The organism is Sphingomonas ginsenosidivorax (genome assembly GCF_007995065.1).
Lineage (GTDB): Bacteria > Pseudomonadota > Alphaproteobacteria > Sphingomonadales > Sphingomonadaceae > Sphingomonas > Sphingomonas ginsenosidivorax.
Genome location: NZ_VOQR01000001.1, coordinates 248408 through 269017 on the forward strand (window position 1 = coordinate 248408; position 20610 = coordinate 269017).

The window sequence follows — 20610 nt, forward strand, 5'->3', positions numbered from 1 at the left end:
TCAGTCCGGTGCGACCAGCCGTCGTACAAGATCCAGGTCGGCGGGCTTGTCGACGTCGACCGCCGCCAGCCCGTACGGGCTCGCCACCGCCGCCGCGTCGAGCCCGGCGAGCCGCCCGAGATGCGCCACCGCCTGCACCAAAGTCAGCTGCCCGAGCAGATAGCGCAGCAGCGTTCCCACCCCCAGCCGGCGGACGATCCGCCACGGCCGCTTCCGGTCCGCCTCGACCTGTGCCCACAGATCGAGCGCGGCGACCGATCGCTCGGTGTTGAACTGGAACAGGTTGCACCCCGACCAGGCGCCGTCGGCAAAGCGCAGATAGGTCCGCTTGGTCCCCGGCGCCGCGGCCTCGATCACGTCCTGCCGCGCGAGCAGCACCGCGACGTCGGCACCTGGCGGCACGTCGGCGCGGAACCGTGTGATCCAGCCCGGCTGCAGCAACGCGTGATCCGCGGTCGTCACCAGCAGCGGAGTCCCCAGCGCTTCCAACCCTTGTCGGACGCTGAGACTGGGCCCTCCCGCCGCCTGCAGCACGCGTAGGCCGAGCGCCGTAGCATGCGCGCCGACCGCCTCGTCCGATACCGACACCGCGATCTCGCCGGCGCCGGCTTCGGTCAGCGCACGCGCCACTCGCGCCAACAGCGTTTCGCCGTCGAGCACGATCAGCGCCTTGTGCGCGACACCGGCATAGGCGGCGAGCGGATCGACGCCGCCGCGCGATCCCGCAAGGACGAGTGCCCCGAACCCGCTCATGCGTTGCGTCGTGCGCGGTACAGCCGCCAGAACACGCCGGGCGCGGCCAGCAGCGGATGCGCCTCGCGCCACGGCGTCAGCGGCACGGGTATCCCGGTATGCCGCTCGATCTTCCAGGCGCCATAGCGCGCCGCGCCGTCGAAGGTGAACGCCGCGCGGACGAGGCGCGCGATGTTGATCGGCTTGCCCATCCGCCGCCGCGCGGCCCATGCCTTCACCAGCGACGCACGCCGCGCGGCCGTCAGGGCCGGCCGCAGCAGCGTTCCGTCGACCACATAGTCGATTCCGTCCGCGGCCCAGGCCAGCGGAAGCAAGGCCTCGTACCGGCCGGGGTGGAATGCCAGTATCTGCGCCTCGCGCCCGCTCTTCTCCACCCGGAACTCGGCGGCGTAGGTCTGCCGAAACAGCGCGCGCCAGAAGCTGGGTGCTGTGCCCGCCACGGGCCCCAGCGCCGCCGCAAACCGTGCCGCGGACTTTGCGGCATCGGCGATCGCCTCGGCCACCGCGTCGGCCACCGCCTCGTCCCGCGACCATACCAAGGCCGAAGGCTGCACGAACCGCGTCCAGATCGTGGTGTCGAGCGTCCGCGCCGCGGCGGCATCGGCGAACGTCGCCAGCCGCATCGTCGCGATCTTCGCACGCAGCCGCTCTTCCCCATGGTCGAACTCGCGGTAGCCGACCGTCGGCCACATGCCACGCTCGCGAGGGCCTGCGGTCAGGACATAGAAATCGAGGACGCCCTCGCTCGATCCGGTGCGCAGGTTCGATCCGTAGAACAATACCGCCACCGCCCCATCGGCCTTGGCGAGTTCACCCGCCACCGCGCGGACCGCCTCGGTCGTCGGCGCGAGCAGGTCGCGCCGCACGACATCGGCGAGGATCACGGGACGACGAAGCGGATCGGCGCCGCCTGGCTCACGGTCAGGTCGCCGCCGGGATAGACCTCGCCGTCGATGATGAAATCCGCGTCGATGTGCAGCCCGAACGACGGCGTATCGATCCGGTGATAGCCGGCGCGATCGAGCCATGCCGGCGATGCGCCGCCTACGACTAGCGGTGCGCCGATTGCCAGCATCCGCGGCGGGGCATCGACCAGCAGCGTCTTCATGCCCTCGCGCGGGCGACCGAACGGGCGCACGCCCACGGGCATGCGGACCAGGGTCGATGCCAGCAGGATGTAGCGTGCACGGTCGGTATCGGTGTTCGCGCCTGCACCGGCGGTGGCCGGATAGAGCACCCGCATCCGCTCGCCACGCCGCCACGCGCTCGATGCACGACCGGCCAGCGTCTGCAGGATGCCCCAGCCGGTCGCGAGACCGACCGCGACACCCTTGAATGCGCCGGCGTGATGCGTGCGCTGTGCGAGCGCGGTCGCGCTCACGAACGCGCCCGCGCCGAACAGGAATCCGCGCAACGGCGCGCCACCTTCGCGCGCGACCTCGATCGGGCTGCGCGCGACGATATGCCCATCCCGCGCGGCGGTCAGCGCGCGGCCCAGCGACCAGTCGTCGGGGAGACCGAGATCGAGCGCCAGCGCGTTGGTCTTGCCCGACGGCACGATCGCGACCTTGGGCCACTCGTCCTTCCAGATCGTCGCGCCGCAGGTCAGCACGTCGCGGATCGTGCCGTCGCCGCCGTCGATGACGAGCAATTCGATGTTCAGCCGCGCAAAGTCGGTCAGGACGTCGGCGAGCTCTGCCTGCGTCCGCGGCGTCGCCGCGAGCACGGTGCCCGACACGAACGGTCGTGTGGCCTCGACGCTGCTACGGTTGCGGTGGCTCTTGGGGTTGCAGATGATGCCGGTGCGGATGCGCGAGGCAGCCGAGCGCGCCTCGCCGACGTCGGCTGCGGGCGTCCGCGCGGGCTGCGCCAGGGCCGCGATCTGGAACGCCTGGAAATTTGAGACAGCATTACGCACAGGTCTGGCTACTCGTCCGTGCGCGTCACCGCTACACTTTTATGGCAAATTCTTTGCGGTTTTCCGGCTAGCGGCCGTAGCGCATCGTCATCCGGAGTGTCCGCCCGGCAGCGGGAAGCTGGAATCGCGTGGCGGAAAACGACGGCAGGCTCAGCGTCGTGGGCGCGTCGTTCGAAAAGCCATAGCCTTCCTTCGGCATGAACAGCGTCCGGTTGAATTTATGGTCGCCATTCTCGTCATGATATTGCGCGATCGCGTAATAGCCGGGCGACAGCCAGAAACAGGCGCGCGGCTCGGTCGCCAGCACGCGGGCACGCGTGAGCTTGCCGCCCTTGGACAGGAACCGGCTCTTGTCGTCCGGATAGACGGTGAAGGCGACTTCGCCCGTCCGGTTGTGCAACGTGGTCGCCTCGAGCACGAGCTTCGCCGCCCCGTTGCCGGGGGTACCGACGCAGGTTTCCGCATAGGCCGCGGCGGGCGACAGGATCAGCACGCCGGCAAGCAGCGTTCGGGCAAAAGTAGACTGAAGCATGACTCCGCTTATCGCGCGCGGCCTGAACACAGGATGAGCGCGCCTCACCGTGCAATCACCGCTGGCAACCGGATCACCAGCAGCACGCCTGCGCTCACCGAACCGATCAGGACCGCCAACGCCATGCCGAGCGAGCTGAGGAGCGGGATCAACACGCACGCCGCGGCGGCCATGATCGCGACGCTGACCGCGCGGGCGACGAACACATCATGTGCACCGCGACCGTTGGCGGTCATCACGGTCTCGAGCCCGACGATCGTCAGCTCGACGCAGCCGGCCGCCGACAGCGCGATGAGAACCGGGTAGCCGACGCCGAAGCCCGGGCCGCCGATCGTTTCCAGCGCCTGGCGACCGATCGCGACGACGATCGCCATGATCACCAGGCTGCCCAGCGCGCTGCCCAACGCCATCCGGCGGATCAGGCGTATGATCGACTCGCGCTCGACCATCCGGACGACTTCGGCAAAGGCGGCGCGCGACAGCATCTGCGACAGTTTCGCGAGCGCCTGGGCCAGCTGCGCGGTCAGGCGGAAGATACCGGCGGACGACGTTCCCACGAACGCGCCGATGACCAGCAGCGGCACCTGCTTGCTGGACAAGTTGAGCGTCGAATTCGCGTTGATGCTGAGCGCGAACCGGACGAACCCCGGATTTTCCGCGATCACCTGGCGCCAGTCGAACCAGCCGCGCGACGCGAACAGGCGCCAGTCCCCACCGCGGATGATCAAGGCCCAATAGGTGAGCGCGGTGGCGAGCTCGGCCAGCGCCCAGGCGAACAGGAAGCCCTGCACGGTCGGATGGAACCACATCACCAGCGCCGCGCCGATAAAGCGCATGATCGGGGTCACGCTGTCCGCGACCGCCGCTGACGAGAAGCGATCGCGCAGCCGCAGGACCCCGGTGGGTGTCGACCGGATCGTCAGCAACTGGATGACCGTGAAGATCAACGTCGCGCGCAACAGCGTCGGTCCGATCCCGAATGCCTCGCCCCAGAGTTCGAGGATCGTCACCGCCATCACCACGCCGATCAACGCGCTGGCGAGATCCATCGCGGCGCAGGTCCGGAACAGCCGACCCAGCCGTGCCATGTCGCCCTTGGCCTGCGCTTCGATGCCGTAGCGGACGATGATCTGCCAGGTCTGGAACGCGACCAGGGTCGCCAGCGCCTGCGAGGCGCCGGATACCAGCGCGAAGCGGCCGAAATCCTTCACGCCCAGGCTGCGCGTCGCGAACCCGATATAGAACAGCGACAGCACCGCGACCACGCCGCGACTGGCGAGCAGCCAGCCGAGGTTGCGTGCGACCACGCCCATCGCGCCCTGGAGGCGGAATTTGCCACCGGATGCGGAACGCCCGCGGAACCGGGCAGACAGGCGTGCGCCGATGCTCATGTCCTGGCCGCCCCTAGCGGTCCGCCACGCGTCAGGCCAGCCAGCTTGTCAGCGCTTCGCCGCGCGCGCGCCGGGCGATCGCCTGCAGCAGCCGGACCATGTGGACGACCAGCGAGATCGCCGTCCACGCCGCCACCCCGATGATCCCCCAGTCGGGCCGCGTGAGCAGAAGACAGGCGAAAAGAATCACCATGTTGGGGTTGCGCCGCGCGGTGACGAGTCGGAAGCGGCTGTCGAACCGCTCCCAGACATGGATGTGCATGCCGAACCGCACGATGAACGCGCCCTCGATCAGCCGCTGCGCGACATAGCCGAACAGCATCGTGCCGATCACCCACCAGAAGGTAGTGTCGTCGAGCGGCCGGCCATAGGGCGCGCACCCCGCGGCCCAGGCCCACCACCAGAAGGGTGGGTGGACCAGGTCGACGCCGTGGTCCCAGGCATTGCCGAGCTTCGACGCGGTGATCGTGCAGCGCGCGAGCTTTCCGTCGACGGTGTCGAGCACCATGAAGACCAGGCCCGTCGCGAGGCCCGTCCAGAACCAGCCATGCCAGAACGCGATCGTCGCGACGATGCAGAGCACCGATCCCAGTGCGGTCACCTGGTTGGGCGTGATGCCGAAGCGCGCGCAGACCCGGGTGATCGCCAACGCCCATTCGGGCCACAGATACTTGGTGAGCAGGTCGGTGACGCCCTTATAGGCCCCCACATAGCTGGCGCGCTCGATTCCCGGCACGGCGGCGGGGACCAGGCGCTCGGCGAACGGCTTCTCCCGCTTGCGCAGCGCCTCGTTCAGGATGCCTTCGTCCGCCTCGGCCGCGATCACGGTCAGCGCCGTCGCGGGCATCGCGGCATCGGCCCGCATCGCCTCCTCGACCTGGAGCCGTTCGGAGGCGTCGCGGACGTGCGCCAGCACGGGCACGCCGCCGCGCGTCACGACGGTGCCGGGCCGCGTCTTCAGATGTGCGGTCCAGACCGGATCGAACGCGAACGCCGTGTTGGCCAGGATCGCCGGGCCGCCGGCGTCATCCGCCGCGAACCCCTGTGACGCAGCGATCCGCCGCGTCCGCTCGGTGTTCGTCATCCCCCAGAGCAGGGTCGGGTTGGTGCCGACGGGAACGAGAGCGAGTGGTGATGCCATGGGTCTGCGATAGCCGATTACGGGGTGAATTAAAGCCGGGCGACCCGGTCGCCGTCACCGCGTTCGTCGCGGTCACGGCACCTGCCGCCCAATTTGCGAAAGTTGGGGGCGCTATCGTTCCAGAGCCATCAGGATCTGCGCTGCGGCCCGTGTCGGCGCGCCGCCACCGATATCGCCTAGCGCATCCTCGACGAAGCGCGCCTGGAACGCCGCAAATCCCTCATGCATCGCCGGCGCACGCTCCAGCGCCGGGATCAGCGAGTCGAGCGTCTCCACGACCTCGCCCGCGCCCCACATTTCGTAGGAAACATCCCCCTTCCAGTCCGCGCCCAGTGCGTTCAGGAAGACACAGGGGCGCGGGCGGATCATATATTCGACGACCTGGCTCGACGTGTCGCCAAGATAGGCGTCCGCCGCCGCGGTGTAGCTGCCGTCGACCATCGCGAAGCTGTCGAGGTCGACATGGACGCCCGGCCGGCCCGCAAGCCCCTCGGCGAACGGCCGCAGGTCGGGCGCGCGTTCGGCCAGCCGCTGGTGCGGGGCGAAGATCAGGTTGTAGCGTCCGTCCGCCAGTACGCGCTCGACCACCTCGGGTCCCCAGCGCCACCAGGACGAACGATGCGCCTGCCAGTGCGGCGTGTAGAGCACGACCGGCCTGGTATTGGCGAACAGCGTCGTCGCCGGCGTACGCTGGCGGAAGGCGGCCTTCACATAGCCCGTCGTCACGACGCGCGACGGGGTGTCGCCGCCTGCGATCAGCGCGCGGCGATCGCGCTCGGCCGCGACCAGAGTCCGCCACCCCGCGCGCCGCCGCCAATGCCCGCGCGCCATCATCGACCCAGCACCGTGGAACGTGTCGATGAACCGCGTCTTCAACGGCACCACCGCAGGCAGCCACAGACTCGTCTGCTCGGCGCACACGACGACGGGCGTCCGCGCGAGATGGGGGAGCAGGCGCGCGAGCATGGGCAGCTTGGCGGGCAGGGCGGGATTGCGCCCCTCCACATCGCCGACCGTCCGGAACCCGGGTGCGCGCCGGATCCGAACGCTCGGCAGGTCGGCACTCCAGCGTTCCAGCAGGGCCGCGTGCATCGACGTGCTGGCCCACAGCTCGATCGGCAGCGCGGGATCCGCCGCGGCCAGCGCCTCGACGATCGGATAGAGGTGCGGGATCAGCAGCGTCTCGCCCAGGAACAGGAAGGCGACCTTCCGGTGCATCACGCAAGCTCACCGCGATGGTCGCGTTGCCACAGGTCGATGTCCTCGGGCCGGTCGATCTCCTGCCAGCGCGTGCCCGGCACGATCCGCACCGCGGTCACGCCGGCCCCGTGCGCGACGCGGCGCACGACCGCGTGGTGATAGGACTGGATGCCACCTTCCTCGCCGATCACGTCGCGTAGCGCATCGGCATAGGCGGTGCCGCCCGTCGATACGATCAGCCCGAGCGACCGATCGGTGGGGAGGTGCCCCGGGATCTGCTTGCCGACGGTCACGATCCGGTCGCCGTCGGTCTCGACCAGCATGTCGTCCAGCCCCGGCTTCGACAGCTGCTCGACGACCAGCTTCACGCCCGTGCCCGGGCTGTCGATCGCGAGGTGCAGGATGCTGGTCTCGAACAGCGTATCGCCGTTCATGAGTGCGAATGGCTCGTCGAGCGCGGCGCGCGCCGCCCAGACGCTGCCGATGCTGTTCGCGATTGCCCAGAACGGGTTGAACACGAGCTCGACGGGAAACGCGTCGCGGGTCGCCAGGTGCGCGGCGACCTGATCGATCCGGTATCCGCCGACGATCACCGCACCGTCGAACCCCGCCGCGGCGACCGCATCGAGCTGATGGTCGAGGATCGCGCGACCGCCGACGGCGACCAGGCATTTTGGCGTGGTCAGCGTCAGCGGCAACAGGCGCGAGCCATGTCCGGCAGCGATGATGATGGCCTTCATTCGCGCGCCCCTACTGGCGAACTGTGGCAGGAAAAAGCGTCAGCGCGTCGTCGCCGTGATATCGGCGGGTGACCAGCCGCCGCCCATCGCCTGGTAGAGGGTAACGTAGGCGTTAAGTCGATCCGCGCGCGCCTGCACCAGCGACAGTTCGGCGGTCAGCAACCCGCGCTGCGCGTCGAGCTGGTCGATATAGGCGGAATAGCCCGCGCGGTAGCGGTTCGATGCGTTGCGCAGCGCGCCCGCGAGCGCATCGCGCTGGCCGGATAGCGCGATCGCCTGCTCGCCCGACCGCTGCACGCCGGCCAGGCTGTCGTCGACCTCGCGGAACGCCTGCAGCGCGGCGCGGCGATAGGCGAAGGCGGCCTGGTCGCGCCGCGCGGTCGCCGCATCGGTCTGCGCGCGCAGCCGGCCGCCGTCGAAGATCGGGCTGAGGATGCTCGCCCCCACCGTGAACACGCCGATCGGGTTGGCGAGCGCGGTCGACAATGCGACGCCCGCCGATCCGGTGAGCGCGAGGTTGGGCAGCATCGCCGCGCGCGCGCTGTCGAGCGAGCGGTCGGTGGCGACCAGCGTCTGTTCGGCCTGATAGAGATCGGGCCGTCGCCGCAGCAGGTCGGCGGGAAGGCCGTCGGGGATCGCCGGTGTCGCCAGCCGGTCGAGCGGCACGCCGCGCGGGATCGGCCCGGGATTGTCGCCGAGCAACAGGCTGAGCGCATTCTCCTGCCGGCTGATCGCGAGCTGCGCCGCGGGGACGAGCTGTTCGGTCGCGCGATATTCGTACTCGGACTGGCGGAGCTCGAGGTTCGAGGTGTAGCCGGTCTCGGCCCGGCGCCGCGCGATCCGCAGGCCTTCGGCGCGCGCCGCCAGCGTCTGGCGCGCGACCGCGAGGCGCAGGTCGAGCGCGCGCAGCGTGATATAGCCGATCGCGATGCTGCTCTCGATCCCCAGCCGCACGGTGTCGCGCGCGCCCTCGGTCGCCAGCAACTGCGCCTGTGCGGCCCGGTTCGCCTGGCGCAGCCGCCCGAACAGGTCAAGATCGTAGCTGATCGACACCGCGGGCTGCGCGCCGATCGCGTCCGAGGGCGTCCCGAGCGGGCTGACGGTCTGGCCGGTGGTGCCGGGCACCGACCCGCCGACCAGCGGCAGTCGCTGCGCGCGCGCCAGCCGTTCGGTCGCGCGCGCCTCGTCGATCCGCGCCGCCGCGCTGCCGAGGTCGGGATTGTTGGCGAGGCCGCGTGCGACAAGGCCGGTCAGCACCGGATCGCCGAACGCGTTCCACCAGTCCGCGCGGACCGGACCGCCGGGAGCGAGCGCGGTGCGCCACGCGGGCGGAGGCGCGACCGCGGTCGCGGCGGGGGCGGACGGGCGGGGGCCGATGCACCCGGCGACGGCCAGAACTAGAGCCGATGCAGCAAGCAGCCGTCCACTCAAGCTCCCGCAAAAGCGCCTCCCCGGCGAAGGCCGGGGCCCAATCGGGAATGCCTCGATGATCGCGTGCGATCCTACGTCACGGACGCCCCCCAATTGGGCCCCGGCCTTCGCCGGGGGGGGAAGGGGGCCGCCGATACTTCTCCGTTCCCCCGCGAAGGCGGGGGTCCAGGAGTCGCAGGCGCTGCGGTTGCCGCCTCTGGATCCCCGCCTGCGCGGGGGAACGGTAGATGCGAAGCGGCTCATCACCGGTCGCCCGGCCCACCGGCCGTATCGACCCGCGCCTGGACCGACATCCCTGGGCGCAGCCGCCGCGCCAGCGGCTGGCCGGCGTCGACCTTGATCCGCACCGCGATCCGCTGCGGCACCTTGGTGAAGTTCCCCGTCGCGTTGTCGGCCTTGAGTACCGCGAACTCGGACCCGGCCGCGGGCGAGATCCGCTCGACGCGTCCGGTCAGCTGGGCGTTGGCAAGCCCGTCGACGGTGAACGAGGCCGGCTGGCCGATGGCCATCCGCGCGGTCTGCGCCTCCTTGAAGTTCGCGATTACCCAGGTTTCGGGCGGTACCAGGAACATCAGCTGCGATCCGGCGGTGACATATTGCCCCAGCCGCACGCCGACCTCGCTCAGCCGGCCACCCTCGGGAGCGCGGACCACGGTGTTCGCCAGGTCGATCCGCGCGAGCTGTCGCGCGGCCTCCGCGCCCGAGACACCGGCCTGCTGCCCGCCGCGACCGACCTCGACGGTGCGGATGTCCTGCCGGGCGATCTCGCGTGCGGCCTCGGCCTGCTGGACCTGCGCCTGCGCCTGGCGCAGCGCGGCCAGCGTCTGGTCGCGCTCACGAAGCGATACGGAGCCATCGGTGACGAGGTCGTTGACGCGGTTCATGTCGGCCTGCGCGCGCATCAGCTGCGCGCTGGCGTTGGCGACCGCGGCGTCCTGCGCGGCGAGGCTGGCGGCGCGCGACGCAGCGGTCTGGCGGCTGTTGGCGAGCGTCGCCTCCTGCGCGCCGACCTGCGCCTGCGCCTGTTCGACGCGCTGGCGATAGATGCGGTCGTCGATCAGCACCAGCGGCTGCCCCGCGGTCACGTCGGCGAAGTCGCGCACGAACACCTTGGTGACATAGCCGCTGACCTGCGGGCTGATCACCGTCGTGCGGCCGCGGACATAGGCGTTGTCGGTCGATTCGTTCGCGGTGGTGAACGGCGGCAGCCGCCACGCCGCGAGCACCGCGCAGATCCCCGCCACCGCGAGCAGCACGATGACGATCGTCGCGGTCGGGCTGGGACGCTGCGGCTTCCAGCCCGAGCCCGCGGGGGCCGCGGGCGCAGCGCCTGCGGCTATCTCCGCGGCGCGCGCCTCGCTGACGGGCGCGGGTTCGGCGGCAGGCTCGGCAGTCCGGGCGTCGGTCATGCGGGAACGCCCGCGCGCGCCGCCACCCGGGCCCTGCGGGCGCGCAACGCCAGCAGGCCGATCAGATAGGCGGTCGTGATCGCGGCAAGAATCGCGACCAGCCGGAACGTGTCGTTATACGCTAAGATATTCGCCTCACGGGTTGCGGTCTGCGCCAAAATCGTCGCTCCTTCGGCCGAGCGCAAGCCGGGATCGCTGATAACCCGGGCGACGGCCGCGCCACCGGCCTGGATGCGCTGCGCGACGATCGGGTCGGTGGCGACGATGTCCTGCACGATCGCCGCGCTGTGCGCCTTCTCGCGGATCGTCTGATAGGTGCCGAGCAGCGCCGTTCCCGCGAGCCCGCCGACCGAATTGACGATCCCGAACAGCGCGAAGAAGCTGATGATGTGCCCGCTGCCGGCTTTCAGTGCGCGCGTCAGGCCGAACAGCAGCGCGGGGCCGAGGAAGAACGTCCCCGAGAACGCGATCATCGCCTGCGTCCAGTACATCTGCGGCGCACGCGTCAGGTTGGTGGCGTGCGAATCCATGTACGCGGCGACCGCGACCAGTCCGATCGCGAGCATGATCGGATGCGTCAGCCGCTCGGGGTCGAGCGTGATCGCGCTGAGCGCCACGCCCGCGACCGAGGCGAGGAAGATGATCGTGAAGAAGACGATCAGCTGGTCGTTGTTCTGCCCGAGCACCGTCAGCAGACCGACCGAGGCGAAGGTCTGTTCGGACAGCACGATGCGCGCCATGATCGTGACGATCGCGAAGCGCAGGATATCGGCGCCGCCCAGCCACCGCGTGTTGATCAGCGGGTTCGCGCGGTGGTGTTCGATCCAGAACGCGACAGCGAGGATCGGGATCGCGGCGGCCAGCGCCCAGCCGAGCCAGACGCTCTGCGTCCACCATACGTAGCGGCCCTCGCCCAGCACTGCGGTCAGTAGCCCCATGCCGACCGCGAACAGCACGAAGGTCACGAAATCGAGCCGCTCGAACACCTTCATGCGAGTCGTCGGCGGCAGGCGGAGGAACGCGACCGCCGCCAGGCTGAGTAGTGCCATGCCGAGCTCGAACAGGTACAAGGTGCGCCACTGCGACATCGCGAGCAGGTCGGGCGAGAACAGCCGCGCCAGCGGGGTCGCGCATTGCGGCACCCCGATCCCGATCACGATGCCCTTCAGCCGCCATTTCGCGGGCAGCGCCTGCATCACGTAATAGAAGCCGAGGCTCGACAGCGCGGCGCCCGCCATCCCGCTCGCGCCGCGGACCAGGATCGCCGACCAGAAGCCGTGCACGAACAGGTGCGCGAGCGTGAACAGCGTATACAGCCCGAGGAAGATCAGCGCGAACGGCCGCAGCCCGAACTGCTGGCGGAACTTGATCAGCAGCAGGTTGATCGAGACGTTGGTCATCACATAGACCGTCGGCAGCCAGGCGATCTCGGCCGGGTCGAGCGCGAGCGCGCCCTGCAGCGTCGTCGTGTTCGCCGAGATCAGCGCGTTGCCGAGCCCGCCGGTGAGACCGAGCTGCACCCCGATGACGCCGTACGCGATCTGCCGCCGCAAGGGATGCTCGGGATTGCCGGGCGACCCGGGGATCACCGGCAGTTCGTGCTGGGCGAATTGCCAGTCTTCCTCGCTCAGGAATTTGCGGAAGCGCGTCGCGATCATGCCCGTCTATACGCTCCGTTTTGCCGACGGGTCACTAGCCTCGCGCACGTCCCGGCGACCTTCGTCGGAGTGACGGCATGCGCACCATGCTGCACTGCGGCGGAACATTCCACAGCCGCACCGGTTGCATGGTCATGCGCCGTCTCTTCCGTTCGCTTCACGTGCCACCCGACTGGGTCTGGGTCGAAAGCGTCATCGCCGTCTCCGTCGCCGTCCTGGCCGCGCTGATCGCCCATTGGCTGACGATGCGGATCGCAGGTCATGCGGAACGACGCAGTACCGCCAAGACGGACGGCCTGGTGCTGGCGCGGATCCGCCGACCGCTGCGCGCGGTGTTCGTCGCGGTCGCGGTGAGCTTCGTCGCGCGCTTCCTGCCGATGGACGGCGATGTCCAGGACATGTGGCACCAGGCGCTCGGCTTCATCGTCCCGGCTTTGCTCGGCTGGCTCGCGGTGGCGGCGCTCCGCGCGTTCCAGGACGTCATCGAGATCCGTTCCGACATCACCGTCGAGGACAATCTGCGCGCCAGGCGCAAGCGTACGCGCGCGGCGATCCTGGGGCGGATCGGGACCTTCTTCATCATCTTCATCAGTGTCTGCCTGATGCTGCTAAGCGTTCCCGGCATCCGCACGATCGGCGTCACGCTGATGGCGTCTGCGGGCATCGCCGGCCTCGTCGTCGGTGCCGCCGCGCAGCCTGCGCTCAAGAACCTGATCGCGGGCGTGCAGATGGCGTTTACCGAACCGATCCGCCTCGACGACGTCGTGATCGTCGCGGGCGAATGGGGGCGCGTCGAGCAGATCCACCTGACCTTCGTCGTCATCAAGATCTGGGACGAACGCCGCCTGGTCGTGCCGGTGTCGAAGTTCCTCGAGGAGAGCTTCCAGAACTGGACGCGCGAGACCAGCCAGCTGCTGGGGTCGGTGTTCTGGTATCTCGACCCGAGCGCCGACATTCCGCGGTTCCGCGCGAAGCTGGCCGAGGTGGTGACCGCCAACCCGCGCTGGGACCGGCGTTTCTTCAACGTCCAGGTCACCGACATGAAGGCCGACGCGATCGAGGTGCGCGGGCTGATGACCGCCAAGGATGCCGCGATCGCGTTCGACCTGCGCTGCGACGTGCGCGAGGCGATGCTCGCCTTCGTCCGCGACGAGATGCCCGAGGCGATGCCGCGCGGGCGTTTCCTGATGGGGCCGGACGTGGTGACGGCGGGGCGGATTAGCGGCTCCGTTTAAATCCTCCCCCGCCAGGGGGAGGTGTCGCCGCCGGCGACGGAGGGGGCGGACACGGAACAAGCGTTATCGTGTCCGCCCCCTCCGTCAGGCTCCGCCTGCCACCTCCCCCTGGCGGGGGAGGATCGATCGCTACGCCGCCTCGTTCTCCGGCACCGCTTCCAGCGCGGTGATGAACAGTTCGCACCACCACATCACGTCTTCGCGACGGACATTGTCGATCAGCTTCTCCCAGCGCGCCTTGCGCTCGGCGAGCGGCATGGTCAGCGCGCGGGCGATCGCGTCCGACATTTCCTCGGGGCTGTACGGGTTGACCAGCACCGCGTCGCGCAGCTGCGCGGCGGCGCCGGCGAACTGCGACAGGATCAGCACGCCGGGATCCTCGGGATCCTGCGCGGCGACATATTCCTTGGCGACGAGGTTCATCCCGTCACGCAGCGGCGTCACCAGCCCGATCCGCGCTGCGCGGTAGATCCCGGCGAGCACGTCGCGCGGGAACCCCTGGTTGACGTAGCGGATCGGCGTCCAGTCGATGTCCGAGAATTCGCCGTTGATCCGCCCCGACATCGAATCGAGGTTCGCACGGATCTCCTGATAGGTATCGACCTTCTCGCGGCTCGGCGGTGCGATCTGCAGCATGTAGACGAGCCCGCGGCGGTCGGGATGCGCCGCCAGGAAGCGCTCATAGCCTGCGAACCGCTCGGCCAGGCCCTTCGAATAATCGAGCCGGTCGACGCCGACGATCAGGCTGCGCCCGGTCGCCGACATGTACATGCGTTCGCGCGCCATCCGCGCGGCGTCGCTGCTGGCGGACGTCTCGAAATCCGCGGTCTCGATGCCGATCGGCGTGGTGATCGCCTTGATCGTGCGATCGCCGACCGTGACCCAGCCGTCCTCGCCGACGACGCCGTCGAGCTGGCTGGTGACGTAATGCAGGAAGCTGTCGAGCCAGTCCTGCGTCTGGAAACCGACGACGTCATAGGCGAACATCGATTCGACCAGCGCGCGGTGGCTGGGCAGCGACAGCAGCATCGCCATCGGCGGCCACGGGATGTGGAGGAAGAAGCCGATCTTGTTCTCGACCCCCAGCTTGCGCAGCTCCTGGCCCAGCGGCACATGGTGATAATCGTGCACCCAGACCAGGTCGTCGGGCTCGATCAGCGGCAGCACGGTCTCGGCGAACCGCGTGTTGACGCGTGCATAGCCGCTGCTGAAATCGCGTTCGAACTCGGTCAGGTCGATCCGGTAGTGGAACAGCGGCCACAAAGTCCGGTTCGCATAGCCGTTATAATATTCGTCGAAATCCTGTTCCTCCAAGTCGATCGTCGCGGTGGTGACGCCCTTGCCCTGCTGGAAGTTGATGTGACCGGTGAAGGTATCGGTGATCTCGCCCGACCAGCCGAACCATACCCCGCCCTTTTCGCGGAGTGCGGCGAGCAGCGCGACCGCGAGGCCCCCCTGGTTGCCCGAGGGCGCATCGACCGACTGGACGCGGTTCGAGATGACGACAAGGCGGCTCATCGTACGGCACTCCAGGGCTTGCTCAGCAGGACCGCGCAGTTGATCAGCCCGACCAGCGAATAGGTCTGCGGATAATTGCCCCAAAGCTCGCCGGTGGTGGGGTCGATGTCCTCCGATAGCAGCCCGGCGGGCGTCCGCCGCGCCACCATCTCGTCGAACAGCGCGCGCGCATCGGCCGAACGGCCGGTGACGTGCAGCGCCTCGATCAGCCAGAAGGTGCAGACGTTGAACGCGGTATGCGGCAGGCCGAAATCGTCCTCGGTCGCGTAGCGCAGCATGTAGGATCCGCGTCGCAGGCCGTGTTCGACCGCCGCCAGCGTCGACTGGAAGCGGGGATCGTCGGGGGCCAGGAAGCGCAGGTCGAGCAGCTGGATCAGGCTGGCGTCGAGATCGTCGCCGCCGAACGTCGCCGAGATCCGCTGGGTGTCCTCGCGCCACGACGCGTCCTCGATCCGCTTGCGCATGATCGTCGCGCGCTCGCACCAGAACACGCGGCGGTCCTCGAGGCCCAATGCGTCGGCGGCGTTGCCGAGCCGATCGCACGCCGCCCAGCACATCGCCGCGGAATAGGTGTGGACGTGCGCCTTGGTGCGCAGTTCCCACAAGCCGGCGTCGGGCTTGTCGTACATTTCCCAGGCACGCTCGCCGACCAGTTCGAGGCTGGCGAAATCCTCTGGCCCCGACATCCGGAACAGCCGCTCGTCGAAGAACGCCTGGACGTCGGACAGCACGATCTGGCCATAGGCATCGTGCTGGATCTGCTCATAGGCCTGGTTGCCGACGCGGACCGGGCCCATGCCGCGATAGCCGGGCAGGGTGGTCTCGATCCGCTCGACCAGCGTCGCCTCGCCGCCGACGCCGTAGAGCGGCTGGATGTGCCCGCCCTTCGCTGCATCGACGATGTTGCGCAGATATTCGAGATACCCCTCGAGCACGTCGAGCGCGCCCAGCCGGTTGAGCGCCTGCACCGTGTAATAGGCATCGCGGATCCAGCAGTAGCGATAGTCCCAGTTGCGCTCCGACCCCTCATGCTCGGGGATCGAGGTGGTCAGCGCGGCAACGATCGCGCCGGTCTCCTCATGCTGGCACAGCTTCAGCGTGATCGCCGCGCGGATGACCACGTCCTGCCATTCGAGCGGAGTCGCCAGCCCGCGCACCCAGTGCCGCCATTCGTCGGTAGTGCGCGCGAGCATCGCCGTCACCGCCTCGCTCAGCACCCCGGTGAAGCTCTCGTCGGGGCCGAGGAACAGGTGCAGCGGGCGTTCGAGCCGGAACCAGTTCTCGCCCGTGATGTGCCCGACCGGCGCGTCGGTCGACAGCCGCAGCGTCTGGTGCGTCATCAGATAGCGGATATGGTTCGAGCCATGCGTGTTGTTCGCCGGCGCTCCCCAGTCGGTCGCGACGCGCAGCCGGATGCGGATCCGCGGCGATCCCGACACCGGCCGCACGATCCGCGCGAAGCTGGTCGGGCGATAGGTCCGCCCCTCCCGCACGAAGCGCGGGGCGAAGTCGGTCACCTCGATCGCGTTGCCGGTCGCGTCCTCGTGGCGCGTCACCAGGATCGGCGTGTTGCGGATGTACGACTGCGTGATGGTCTGGACGTTCTCGAGCTCGATCGACCAGAACCCGGTCTCGGGCTCCTCGGCGCCACCCAGCAGCGAACAGAAGGCGGGATCGCCGTCGACGCGCGGCACGCAGCCCCAGACGAAAGTGCCGCGGCTGTCGATCAGCGCGGAGACCTGGCAATTGCCGATCGGCCACAGGTTCATGTCGGCTGCCATAGGCGTGGGCGGGGTGGGGGTAGGCATCATGTCTCCAATATCGCGGCGATCCAGTCGCGAAGCGCGTTCACATCGCCGAGGCGGTAGGTGGCGGCGGTAGGCCGCGGCGCGCCGATCAGGACGCCGTCGCCGCCCAAGGCGGCCGCCGCGACGAAGCCGTCCTCGTCGGTGACGTCGTCGCCGAAGAACAACGGCGTGGTGCCCGCCATCGTCGGCGCGGCCATCAGCGTCGTCAATGCCGCGCCCTTGTCGCCGGGGCTGCGGACCTCGACCATCATTTTCCCCCGCTGCAGCGTCAGCTTCCGGGTTTCCGCGACCTGTTCGACGAACCGGACCGCTTCCGCCTCACGGTCGGGACGGGTGCGGTAATGCAGCGCAGCGCCCAGACTCTTGGCCTCGAATACCAGGTCGTTCGCTGCGGCGTAGGCGGCAAGCTCGGCGGCGGCGCGCTCCAGCGCCTGTGGCGCTTGAGGCGTGACATGGCCCTCGTCCGGCGTCCGCCGCTCGGCGCCGTGGCTGCCCGCGACCGCGAACAGCCGGGCATGCCCGCCGAGCATCGCATCGAGCTGCGCGATCGACCGTCCGCTGATGATCGCCACGCGTCCAGGCAACCGCGCGGCAAGCGCGTCGAGCTGCGTCAGCAGCGCCGGTTCGACCACCACCGCATCGGGGGTTTCGGCGAGATCGACGAGCGTCCCGTCGAAGTCGAAGAACAGGCTGGTCTCGCCGAGCGAAAGGGGCGGCGCACGGTCGGGCGTCGCGGACAGGCGTTCGGCTGGCATGGTCTCCTAACCCGTGGGGGGACGGCTGCGTTCCGCTGCGCCGCGGAAATTTGATACGCAAGCGGTTCGATATTTCCTATCGTCATCCCGGGCTTGTCCCGGGATCCAGAGTAACGGAGGACGGCGCTCGCAACTCTGGATCCCGGGACAGGCCCGGGATGACGGCCCGGATGTGGGCAACGCCTCATCCCGCAGATACATCTCGCGACACAAAACCACTGGACGCGCGCGAGCCCCGCCGCCATCCCCTCGGCATGGTCCGTATCCGCGTCCTTCTCCTGCTGTCCGCAGCGCTCGCGGGCTGCACCGTCGGCCCCGATTACCGTCCCAAGGCGGCGTCCGAGCTCGGCGTCCCCGATGCCTATTCGGTCACGTCGGCGACGACGGCCGCCGACCTGACGCGGTGGTGGCAGCGGTTCGACGACCCCGTGCTCGGGCAGCTCGTCGAGCAGGCCGCGGCCGCCAATCTCGACATCGCACAGAGCGTCGCCCGTCTCCGCCAGGCACGCGAGGCGCTGAACCAGAGCCGCGCCAGCCTGTTGCCGACGCTCAGCGGCTCGGCCGGCTACCAGCGCAATGAGAATCTCCGCGGCGGCGGACGCGCGTTCACGCTGCCCGACGGCACCGTCGTCGACACCGGCGGCGGGGGCGGCGCCAACAGCTTCTCGCTGGGGCTCAGCGCCAGCTACCAGGTCGGCATCTTCGGCGAAGTCCGCCGCACCGTCGAGGCAAGCAACGCCGATTACGCGGCGTCCGGCTACGACTATGCCACCGTCCTGCTTACGGTCGAGAGCGAGGTCGCACGCAACTACGTCCTCGCCCGGCTGTACCAGGCGCAGTTGGAGAACGCCCGCGCGTCGCTTGCCATCCAGGACGACAATCTCGAAATCGCCGGGTTCCGCGTCCAGGCCGGGCTGGTCTCGAGCCTCGACGCCGAACAGGCCCGCGCGCAGCGTGCACAGACCGCGGCGACTGTCCCCAACCTCGAACAGCAGTACAACGCCGCGGTCTCGCGCCTCGGCGTGCTGACCGCGCAGGCGCCGGGTGCGCTGAAACCGCTGATCGCGCCGGTCAAGCCGATCCCGCGCGGCCCCGCCACGGTCGACACCGGCATCCCCGCCGATACGCTGCGCCAGCGCCCCGACATCCGCGCCTCCGAACGCGCGCTCGCCGCCGCCACCGCGCGGATCGGCGTCGCCAAGGCGCAGCTCTATCCTGCGCTCGCGATCACCGGGAACATCAACACCAACGCCACCTCGCTCGGCAATATCGGCGACGCGATCACTGGCGGGCTGTTCGCCGGGCTGACCCAGGCGATTTTCAACGGCGGCCGGCTGCGCAGCCAGGTCCGCGCCAGCGAAGCCGCCGCCGACGGTGCATTCGCGGCGTATCGTGGCACCGTGCTGACCGCGCTGGAGGATGTCGAGAACGCCGTCGTCGCTTTGCGATCGGCGCAGGAGCGCGAGCGCCAGTTTGCGATCGCGCTCGATGCCGCGAACAATTCGGCGATCCTCTCGCGCAGCCAGTATCGCACCGGCCTCACCGATTTCACGACGCTCAACCAGCAGGAAATCGCGCTGCTCTCGGCGCGCAACGGCGCCAGCCAGGCGCGCTCCGACGCCGCCAGCGCGCTGATCGCGCTCTATATCGCGCTCGGCGGCGGCTGGGACGCGACGCGCGTGCCCGATCTCTCCACGACATCAAATACCCTGGGAACCCGGTGATGGCCGACCAACATCTCGACGATTTCCTCGGCGTGAAGCCGCAGGCGCCGTGGAAACGCTACATCAAATGGGTCGCGATCGCGGTCGGCGTCGTGTTGCTGTGCCTGCTGCTCGCGCGCTGCTTCGGGGCCAAGCCGCAGACCGAATACACCGTCACGCCCGCCACGCGCGGCAACCTGACCGTCACCGTGTCGGCGACCGGCAAGCTGGCCCCGACCAACCAGGTCACGGTCGGCTCGCAGCTGTCGGGGCTGGTCACGAAGGTGGTCGCCGACGTCAACGACCGCGTCGTCGCCGGCCAGCCGCTCGCGCTGATCGATCCCGAACAGCTCGACGACCAGATCCGGCAGGGCAATGCGCAGCTCGCCGCCAACCAGGCGCAGGTCAACCAGGCGCGCGCCACCGTCTCCGAAAGCCAGGCGCAGCTCGCGCGGCTCGAGGAAGTCTCGCGGCTGTCGGGAGGGCGCGTGCCGTCCAAGACCGAATTGCAGACCGGGCGCGCCACCTATCAGCGCGCCGTCGCCGCGATGAAGGTCGCCGAGGCCAACGTCGCCGCCAGCCGCGCCGTCCTCGCGCAGAGCCAGACGCAGCGCGCGCGTGCGATCATCCGCTCGCCCGTCACCGGCGTCGTGCTCGCGCGCCAGATCGACCCCGGCCAGACCGTCGCCTCGTCGTTCAACACGCCGACGCTGTTCGTGATCGCCGAGGACCTGACCAAGATGAAGCTCGAGGTCGCGATCGACGAGGCGGACGTCGGCGAGGTCAAGATCGGCCAGAAGGCGAACTTCACCGTCGACGCCTTCCCCGGCCAGACCTTCCCCGCGACGATCAGCCGCGTCGACCTGGGGTCGAACCTGACGGTGAGCTCGGCGACCTCGTCGAGCACCACGACGGCGACCACGACCACCGGGCAGGTGGTGTCCTATGCCGCCGACCTGACCGTCGCGAACCCGTCGCTGACGCTGCGCCCGGGCATGACCGCGACCGCCGACATCGTGACGTCGGACAGGCGCGGCGTGCTGCTCGTCCCCAACGCCGCGCTGCGGTTCAAGCCGACGGCCACCGACGGCGACGCGAGCGGCGGCATCGCCGGCTCGCTGACCTTCCGTCCGCGGCGCGGCGGCGGCGGGGCCGAGCGTACCGCGACGCTGGCGCGCGGCGCGCAGCAAACGCTGTACGTCAAGGGCGCCGACGGCACGCCGCAGGCGGTGCAGGTCACGACGGGCGACAGCAACGGCACCATGACCGAGGTGCTGTCCGGCCTCCAGCCCGGCGCGCAGGTCATCACCGGCCAGCTTGCTACCGGTGGCGAGAACAAGAAGAGCAGCGGTCGCCGCGGCGGTGGCGGCGCGAACAAGGGTGGGGGCGGTGGCCAGTAACGCCCCCATCATCAGCCT

General features: G+C 69.4%; 17 protein-coding genes. 3 read left to right on the plus strand and 14 right to left on the minus strand.

The window, feature by feature from the left end; all coding sequences use genetic code 11:
* The 11 genes from FSB78_RS01110 to FSB78_RS01160 all read right to left on the minus strand — a co-directional run bounded on the left by FSB78_RS01110 (position 1) and on the right by FSB78_RS01160 (position 12173).
* Positions 1 to 753: a nucleotidyltransferase family protein gene (locus FSB78_RS01110; protein WP_147079230.1), complete on the minus strand. Its 753-nt coding sequence runs from the start codon at positions 751 to 753 to the stop codon at positions 1 to 3.
* Positions 750 to 1637: a hypothetical protein gene (locus FSB78_RS01115; RefSeq protein ID WP_147079232.1), complete on the minus strand. Its 888-nt coding sequence runs from the start codon at positions 1635 to 1637 to the stop codon at positions 750 to 752. The genes FSB78_RS01110 and FSB78_RS01115 overlap by 4 nt, the downstream gene beginning before the upstream one ends.
* On the minus strand, positions 1634 to 2671 hold the full coding sequence (locus tag FSB78_RS01120; protein WP_147079234.1) for a diacylglycerol/lipid kinase family protein: 1038 nt from the start codon (positions 2669 to 2671) through the stop codon (positions 1634 to 1636). Before FSB78_RS01120 ends, FSB78_RS01115 begins: the two co-directional genes overlap by 4 nt.
* Before the next feature lie 67 nt (positions 2672 to 2738).
* On the minus strand, positions 2739 to 3203 hold the full coding sequence (locus FSB78_RS01125) for a DUF2141 domain-containing protein (protein ID WP_147079236.1): 465 nt from the start codon (positions 3201 to 3203) through the stop codon (positions 2739 to 2741).
* A 44-nt stretch (positions 3204 to 3247) separates the two neighbouring features.
* Positions 3248 to 4594 (minus strand): lipopolysaccharide biosynthesis protein, encoded by a 1347-nt coding sequence (locus FSB78_RS01130; protein ID WP_242007905.1) that lies wholly within the window; start codon positions 4592 to 4594, stop codon positions 3248 to 3250.
* Between the two features lie 31 nt (positions 4595 to 4625).
* Positions 4626 to 5735, minus strand: coding sequence for a CDP-alcohol phosphatidyltransferase family protein (locus tag FSB78_RS01135; RefSeq protein ID WP_147079238.1), 1110 nt, complete (start codon positions 5733 to 5735; stop codon positions 4626 to 4628).
* A 111-nt stretch (positions 5736 to 5846) separates the two neighbouring features.
* Entirely contained in the window at positions 5847 to 6953 is a 1107-nt protein-coding gene (locus tag FSB78_RS01140) for a hypothetical protein (protein ID WP_147079240.1), read from the minus strand.
* Entirely contained in the window at positions 6953 to 7675 is a 723-nt protein-coding gene (locus FSB78_RS01145; RefSeq protein ID WP_147079242.1) for a phosphocholine cytidylyltransferase family protein, read from the minus strand. The genes FSB78_RS01140 and FSB78_RS01145 overlap by 1 nt, the downstream gene beginning before the upstream one ends.
* Positions 7676 to 7714: 39 nt before the next feature.
* Positions 7715 to 9106 (minus strand): efflux transporter outer membrane subunit, encoded by a 1392-nt coding sequence (locus tag FSB78_RS01150; protein WP_199743095.1) that lies wholly within the window; start codon positions 9104 to 9106, stop codon positions 7715 to 7717.
* A gap of 242 nt (positions 9107 to 9348) precedes the next feature.
* Positions 9349 to 10515 (minus strand): HlyD family secretion protein, encoded by a 1167-nt coding sequence (locus tag FSB78_RS01155; protein WP_147079244.1) that lies wholly within the window; start codon positions 10513 to 10515, stop codon positions 9349 to 9351.
* Positions 10512 to 12173 carry an efflux MFS transporter permease gene (locus tag FSB78_RS01160; RefSeq protein WP_147079246.1) on the minus strand — a complete coding sequence of 554 codons (1662 nt, stop codon included), beginning with the start codon at positions 12171 to 12173 and terminating at the stop codon, positions 10512 to 10514. The genes FSB78_RS01155 and FSB78_RS01160 overlap by 4 nt, the downstream gene beginning before the upstream one ends.
* 77 nt (positions 12174 to 12250) lie before the next feature.
* On the opposite strand from FSB78_RS01160, the gene FSB78_RS01165 reads away from it, so the two are divergent.
* Entirely contained in the window at positions 12251 to 13408 is a 1158-nt protein-coding gene (locus FSB78_RS01165) for a mechanosensitive ion channel family protein (RefSeq protein WP_242007907.1), read from the plus strand.
* A gap of 129 nt (positions 13409 to 13537) precedes the next feature.
* Here the strand turns inward: FSB78_RS01165 and FSB78_RS01170 are convergent, their stop codons facing one another.
* From FSB78_RS01170 to otsB, 3 genes are read right to left on the minus strand one after another with little or no spacing between them, the layout of a single operon-like run.
* Positions 13538 to 14926, minus strand: coding sequence for an alpha,alpha-trehalose-phosphate synthase (UDP-forming) (locus FSB78_RS01170; RefSeq protein ID WP_147079248.1), 1389 nt, complete (start codon positions 14924 to 14926; stop codon positions 13538 to 13540).
* A complete protein-coding gene (locus FSB78_RS01175) occupies positions 14923 to 16707 on the minus strand; it encodes a glycoside hydrolase family 15 protein (protein WP_147083941.1) in 1785 nt (594 codons plus the stop codon). Before FSB78_RS01175 ends, FSB78_RS01170 begins: the two co-directional genes overlap by 4 nt.
* Positions 16708 to 16733: 26 nt before the next feature.
* Positions 16734 to 17489, minus strand: coding sequence for a trehalose-phosphatase (otsB, locus tag FSB78_RS01180; protein WP_147079250.1), 756 nt, complete (start codon positions 17487 to 17489; stop codon positions 16734 to 16736).
* A 254-nt stretch (positions 17490 to 17743) separates the two neighbouring features.
* On the opposite strand from otsB, the gene FSB78_RS01185 reads away from it, so the two are divergent.
* The gene (locus tag FSB78_RS01185; protein ID WP_147079252.1) at positions 17744 to 19213 is read left to right on the plus strand and encodes an efflux transporter outer membrane subunit; all 1470 of its coding nucleotides are present in this window, start codon (positions 17744 to 17746) and stop codon (positions 19211 to 19213) included.
* Positions 19213 to 20592, plus strand: a complete 1380-nt coding sequence (locus FSB78_RS01190; RefSeq protein ID WP_147079254.1) for an efflux RND transporter periplasmic adaptor subunit — start codon at positions 19213 to 19215, stop codon at positions 20590 to 20592. Before FSB78_RS01185 ends, FSB78_RS01190 begins: the two co-directional genes overlap by 1 nt.
* Positions 20593 to 20610 lie beyond the last annotated feature (18 nt).

What these genes read in the sequence shown, in the direction of transcription:
- FSB78_RS01170 (WP_147079248.1), bottom strand. Translation starts at nt 14,926, where the DNA reads ATGAGCCGCCTTGTCGTCATCTCGAACCGCGTCCAGTCGGTCGATGCG.
- FSB78_RS01145 (WP_147079242.1), bottom strand. Translation starts at nt 7,675, where the DNA reads ATGAAGGCCATCATCATCGCTGCCGGACATGGCTCGCGCCTGTTGCCG.
- FSB78_RS01160 (WP_147079246.1), bottom strand. Translation starts at nt 12,173, where the DNA reads ATGATCGCGACGCGCTTCCGCAAATTCCTGAGCGAGGAAGACTGGCAA.
- FSB78_RS01130 (WP_242007905.1), bottom strand. Translation starts at nt 4,594, where the DNA reads ATGAGCATCGGCGCACGCCTGTCTGCCCGGTTCCGCGGGCGTTCCGCA.
- FSB78_RS01140 (WP_147079240.1), bottom strand. Translation starts at nt 6,953, where the DNA reads ATGCACCGGAAGGTCGCCTTCCTGTTCCTGGGCGAGACGCTGCTGATC.
- FSB78_RS01165 (WP_242007907.1), top strand. Translation starts at nt 12,251, where the DNA reads ATGCGCACCATGCTGCACTGCGGCGGAACATTCCACAGCCGCACCGGT.
- FSB78_RS01175 (WP_147083941.1), bottom strand. Translation starts at nt 16,707, where the DNA reads ATGGCAGCCGACATGAACCTGTGGCCGATCGGCAATTGCCAGGTCTCC.
- otsB (WP_147079250.1), bottom strand. Translation starts at nt 17,489, where the DNA reads ATGCCAGCCGAACGCCTGTCCGCGACGCCCGACCGTGCGCCGCCCCTT.
- FSB78_RS01185 (WP_147079252.1), top strand. Translation starts at nt 17,744, where the DNA reads ATGGTCCGTATCCGCGTCCTTCTCCTGCTGTCCGCAGCGCTCGCGGGC.
- FSB78_RS01190 (WP_147079254.1), top strand. Translation starts at nt 19,213, where the DNA reads ATGGCCGACCAACATCTCGACGATTTCCTCGGCGTGAAGCCGCAGGCG.
- FSB78_RS01125 (WP_147079236.1), bottom strand. Translation starts at nt 3,203, where the DNA reads ATGCTTCAGTCTACTTTTGCCCGAACGCTGCTTGCCGGCGTGCTGATC.
- FSB78_RS01135 (WP_147079238.1), bottom strand. Translation starts at nt 5,735, where the DNA reads ATGGCATCACCACTCGCTCTCGTTCCCGTCGGCACCAACCCGACCCTG.
- FSB78_RS01155 (WP_147079244.1), bottom strand. Translation starts at nt 10,515, where the DNA reads ATGACCGACGCCCGGACTGCCGAGCCTGCCGCCGAACCCGCGCCCGTC.
- FSB78_RS01110 (WP_147079230.1), bottom strand. Translation starts at nt 753, where the DNA reads ATGAGCGGGTTCGGGGCACTCGTCCTTGCGGGATCGCGCGGCGGCGTC.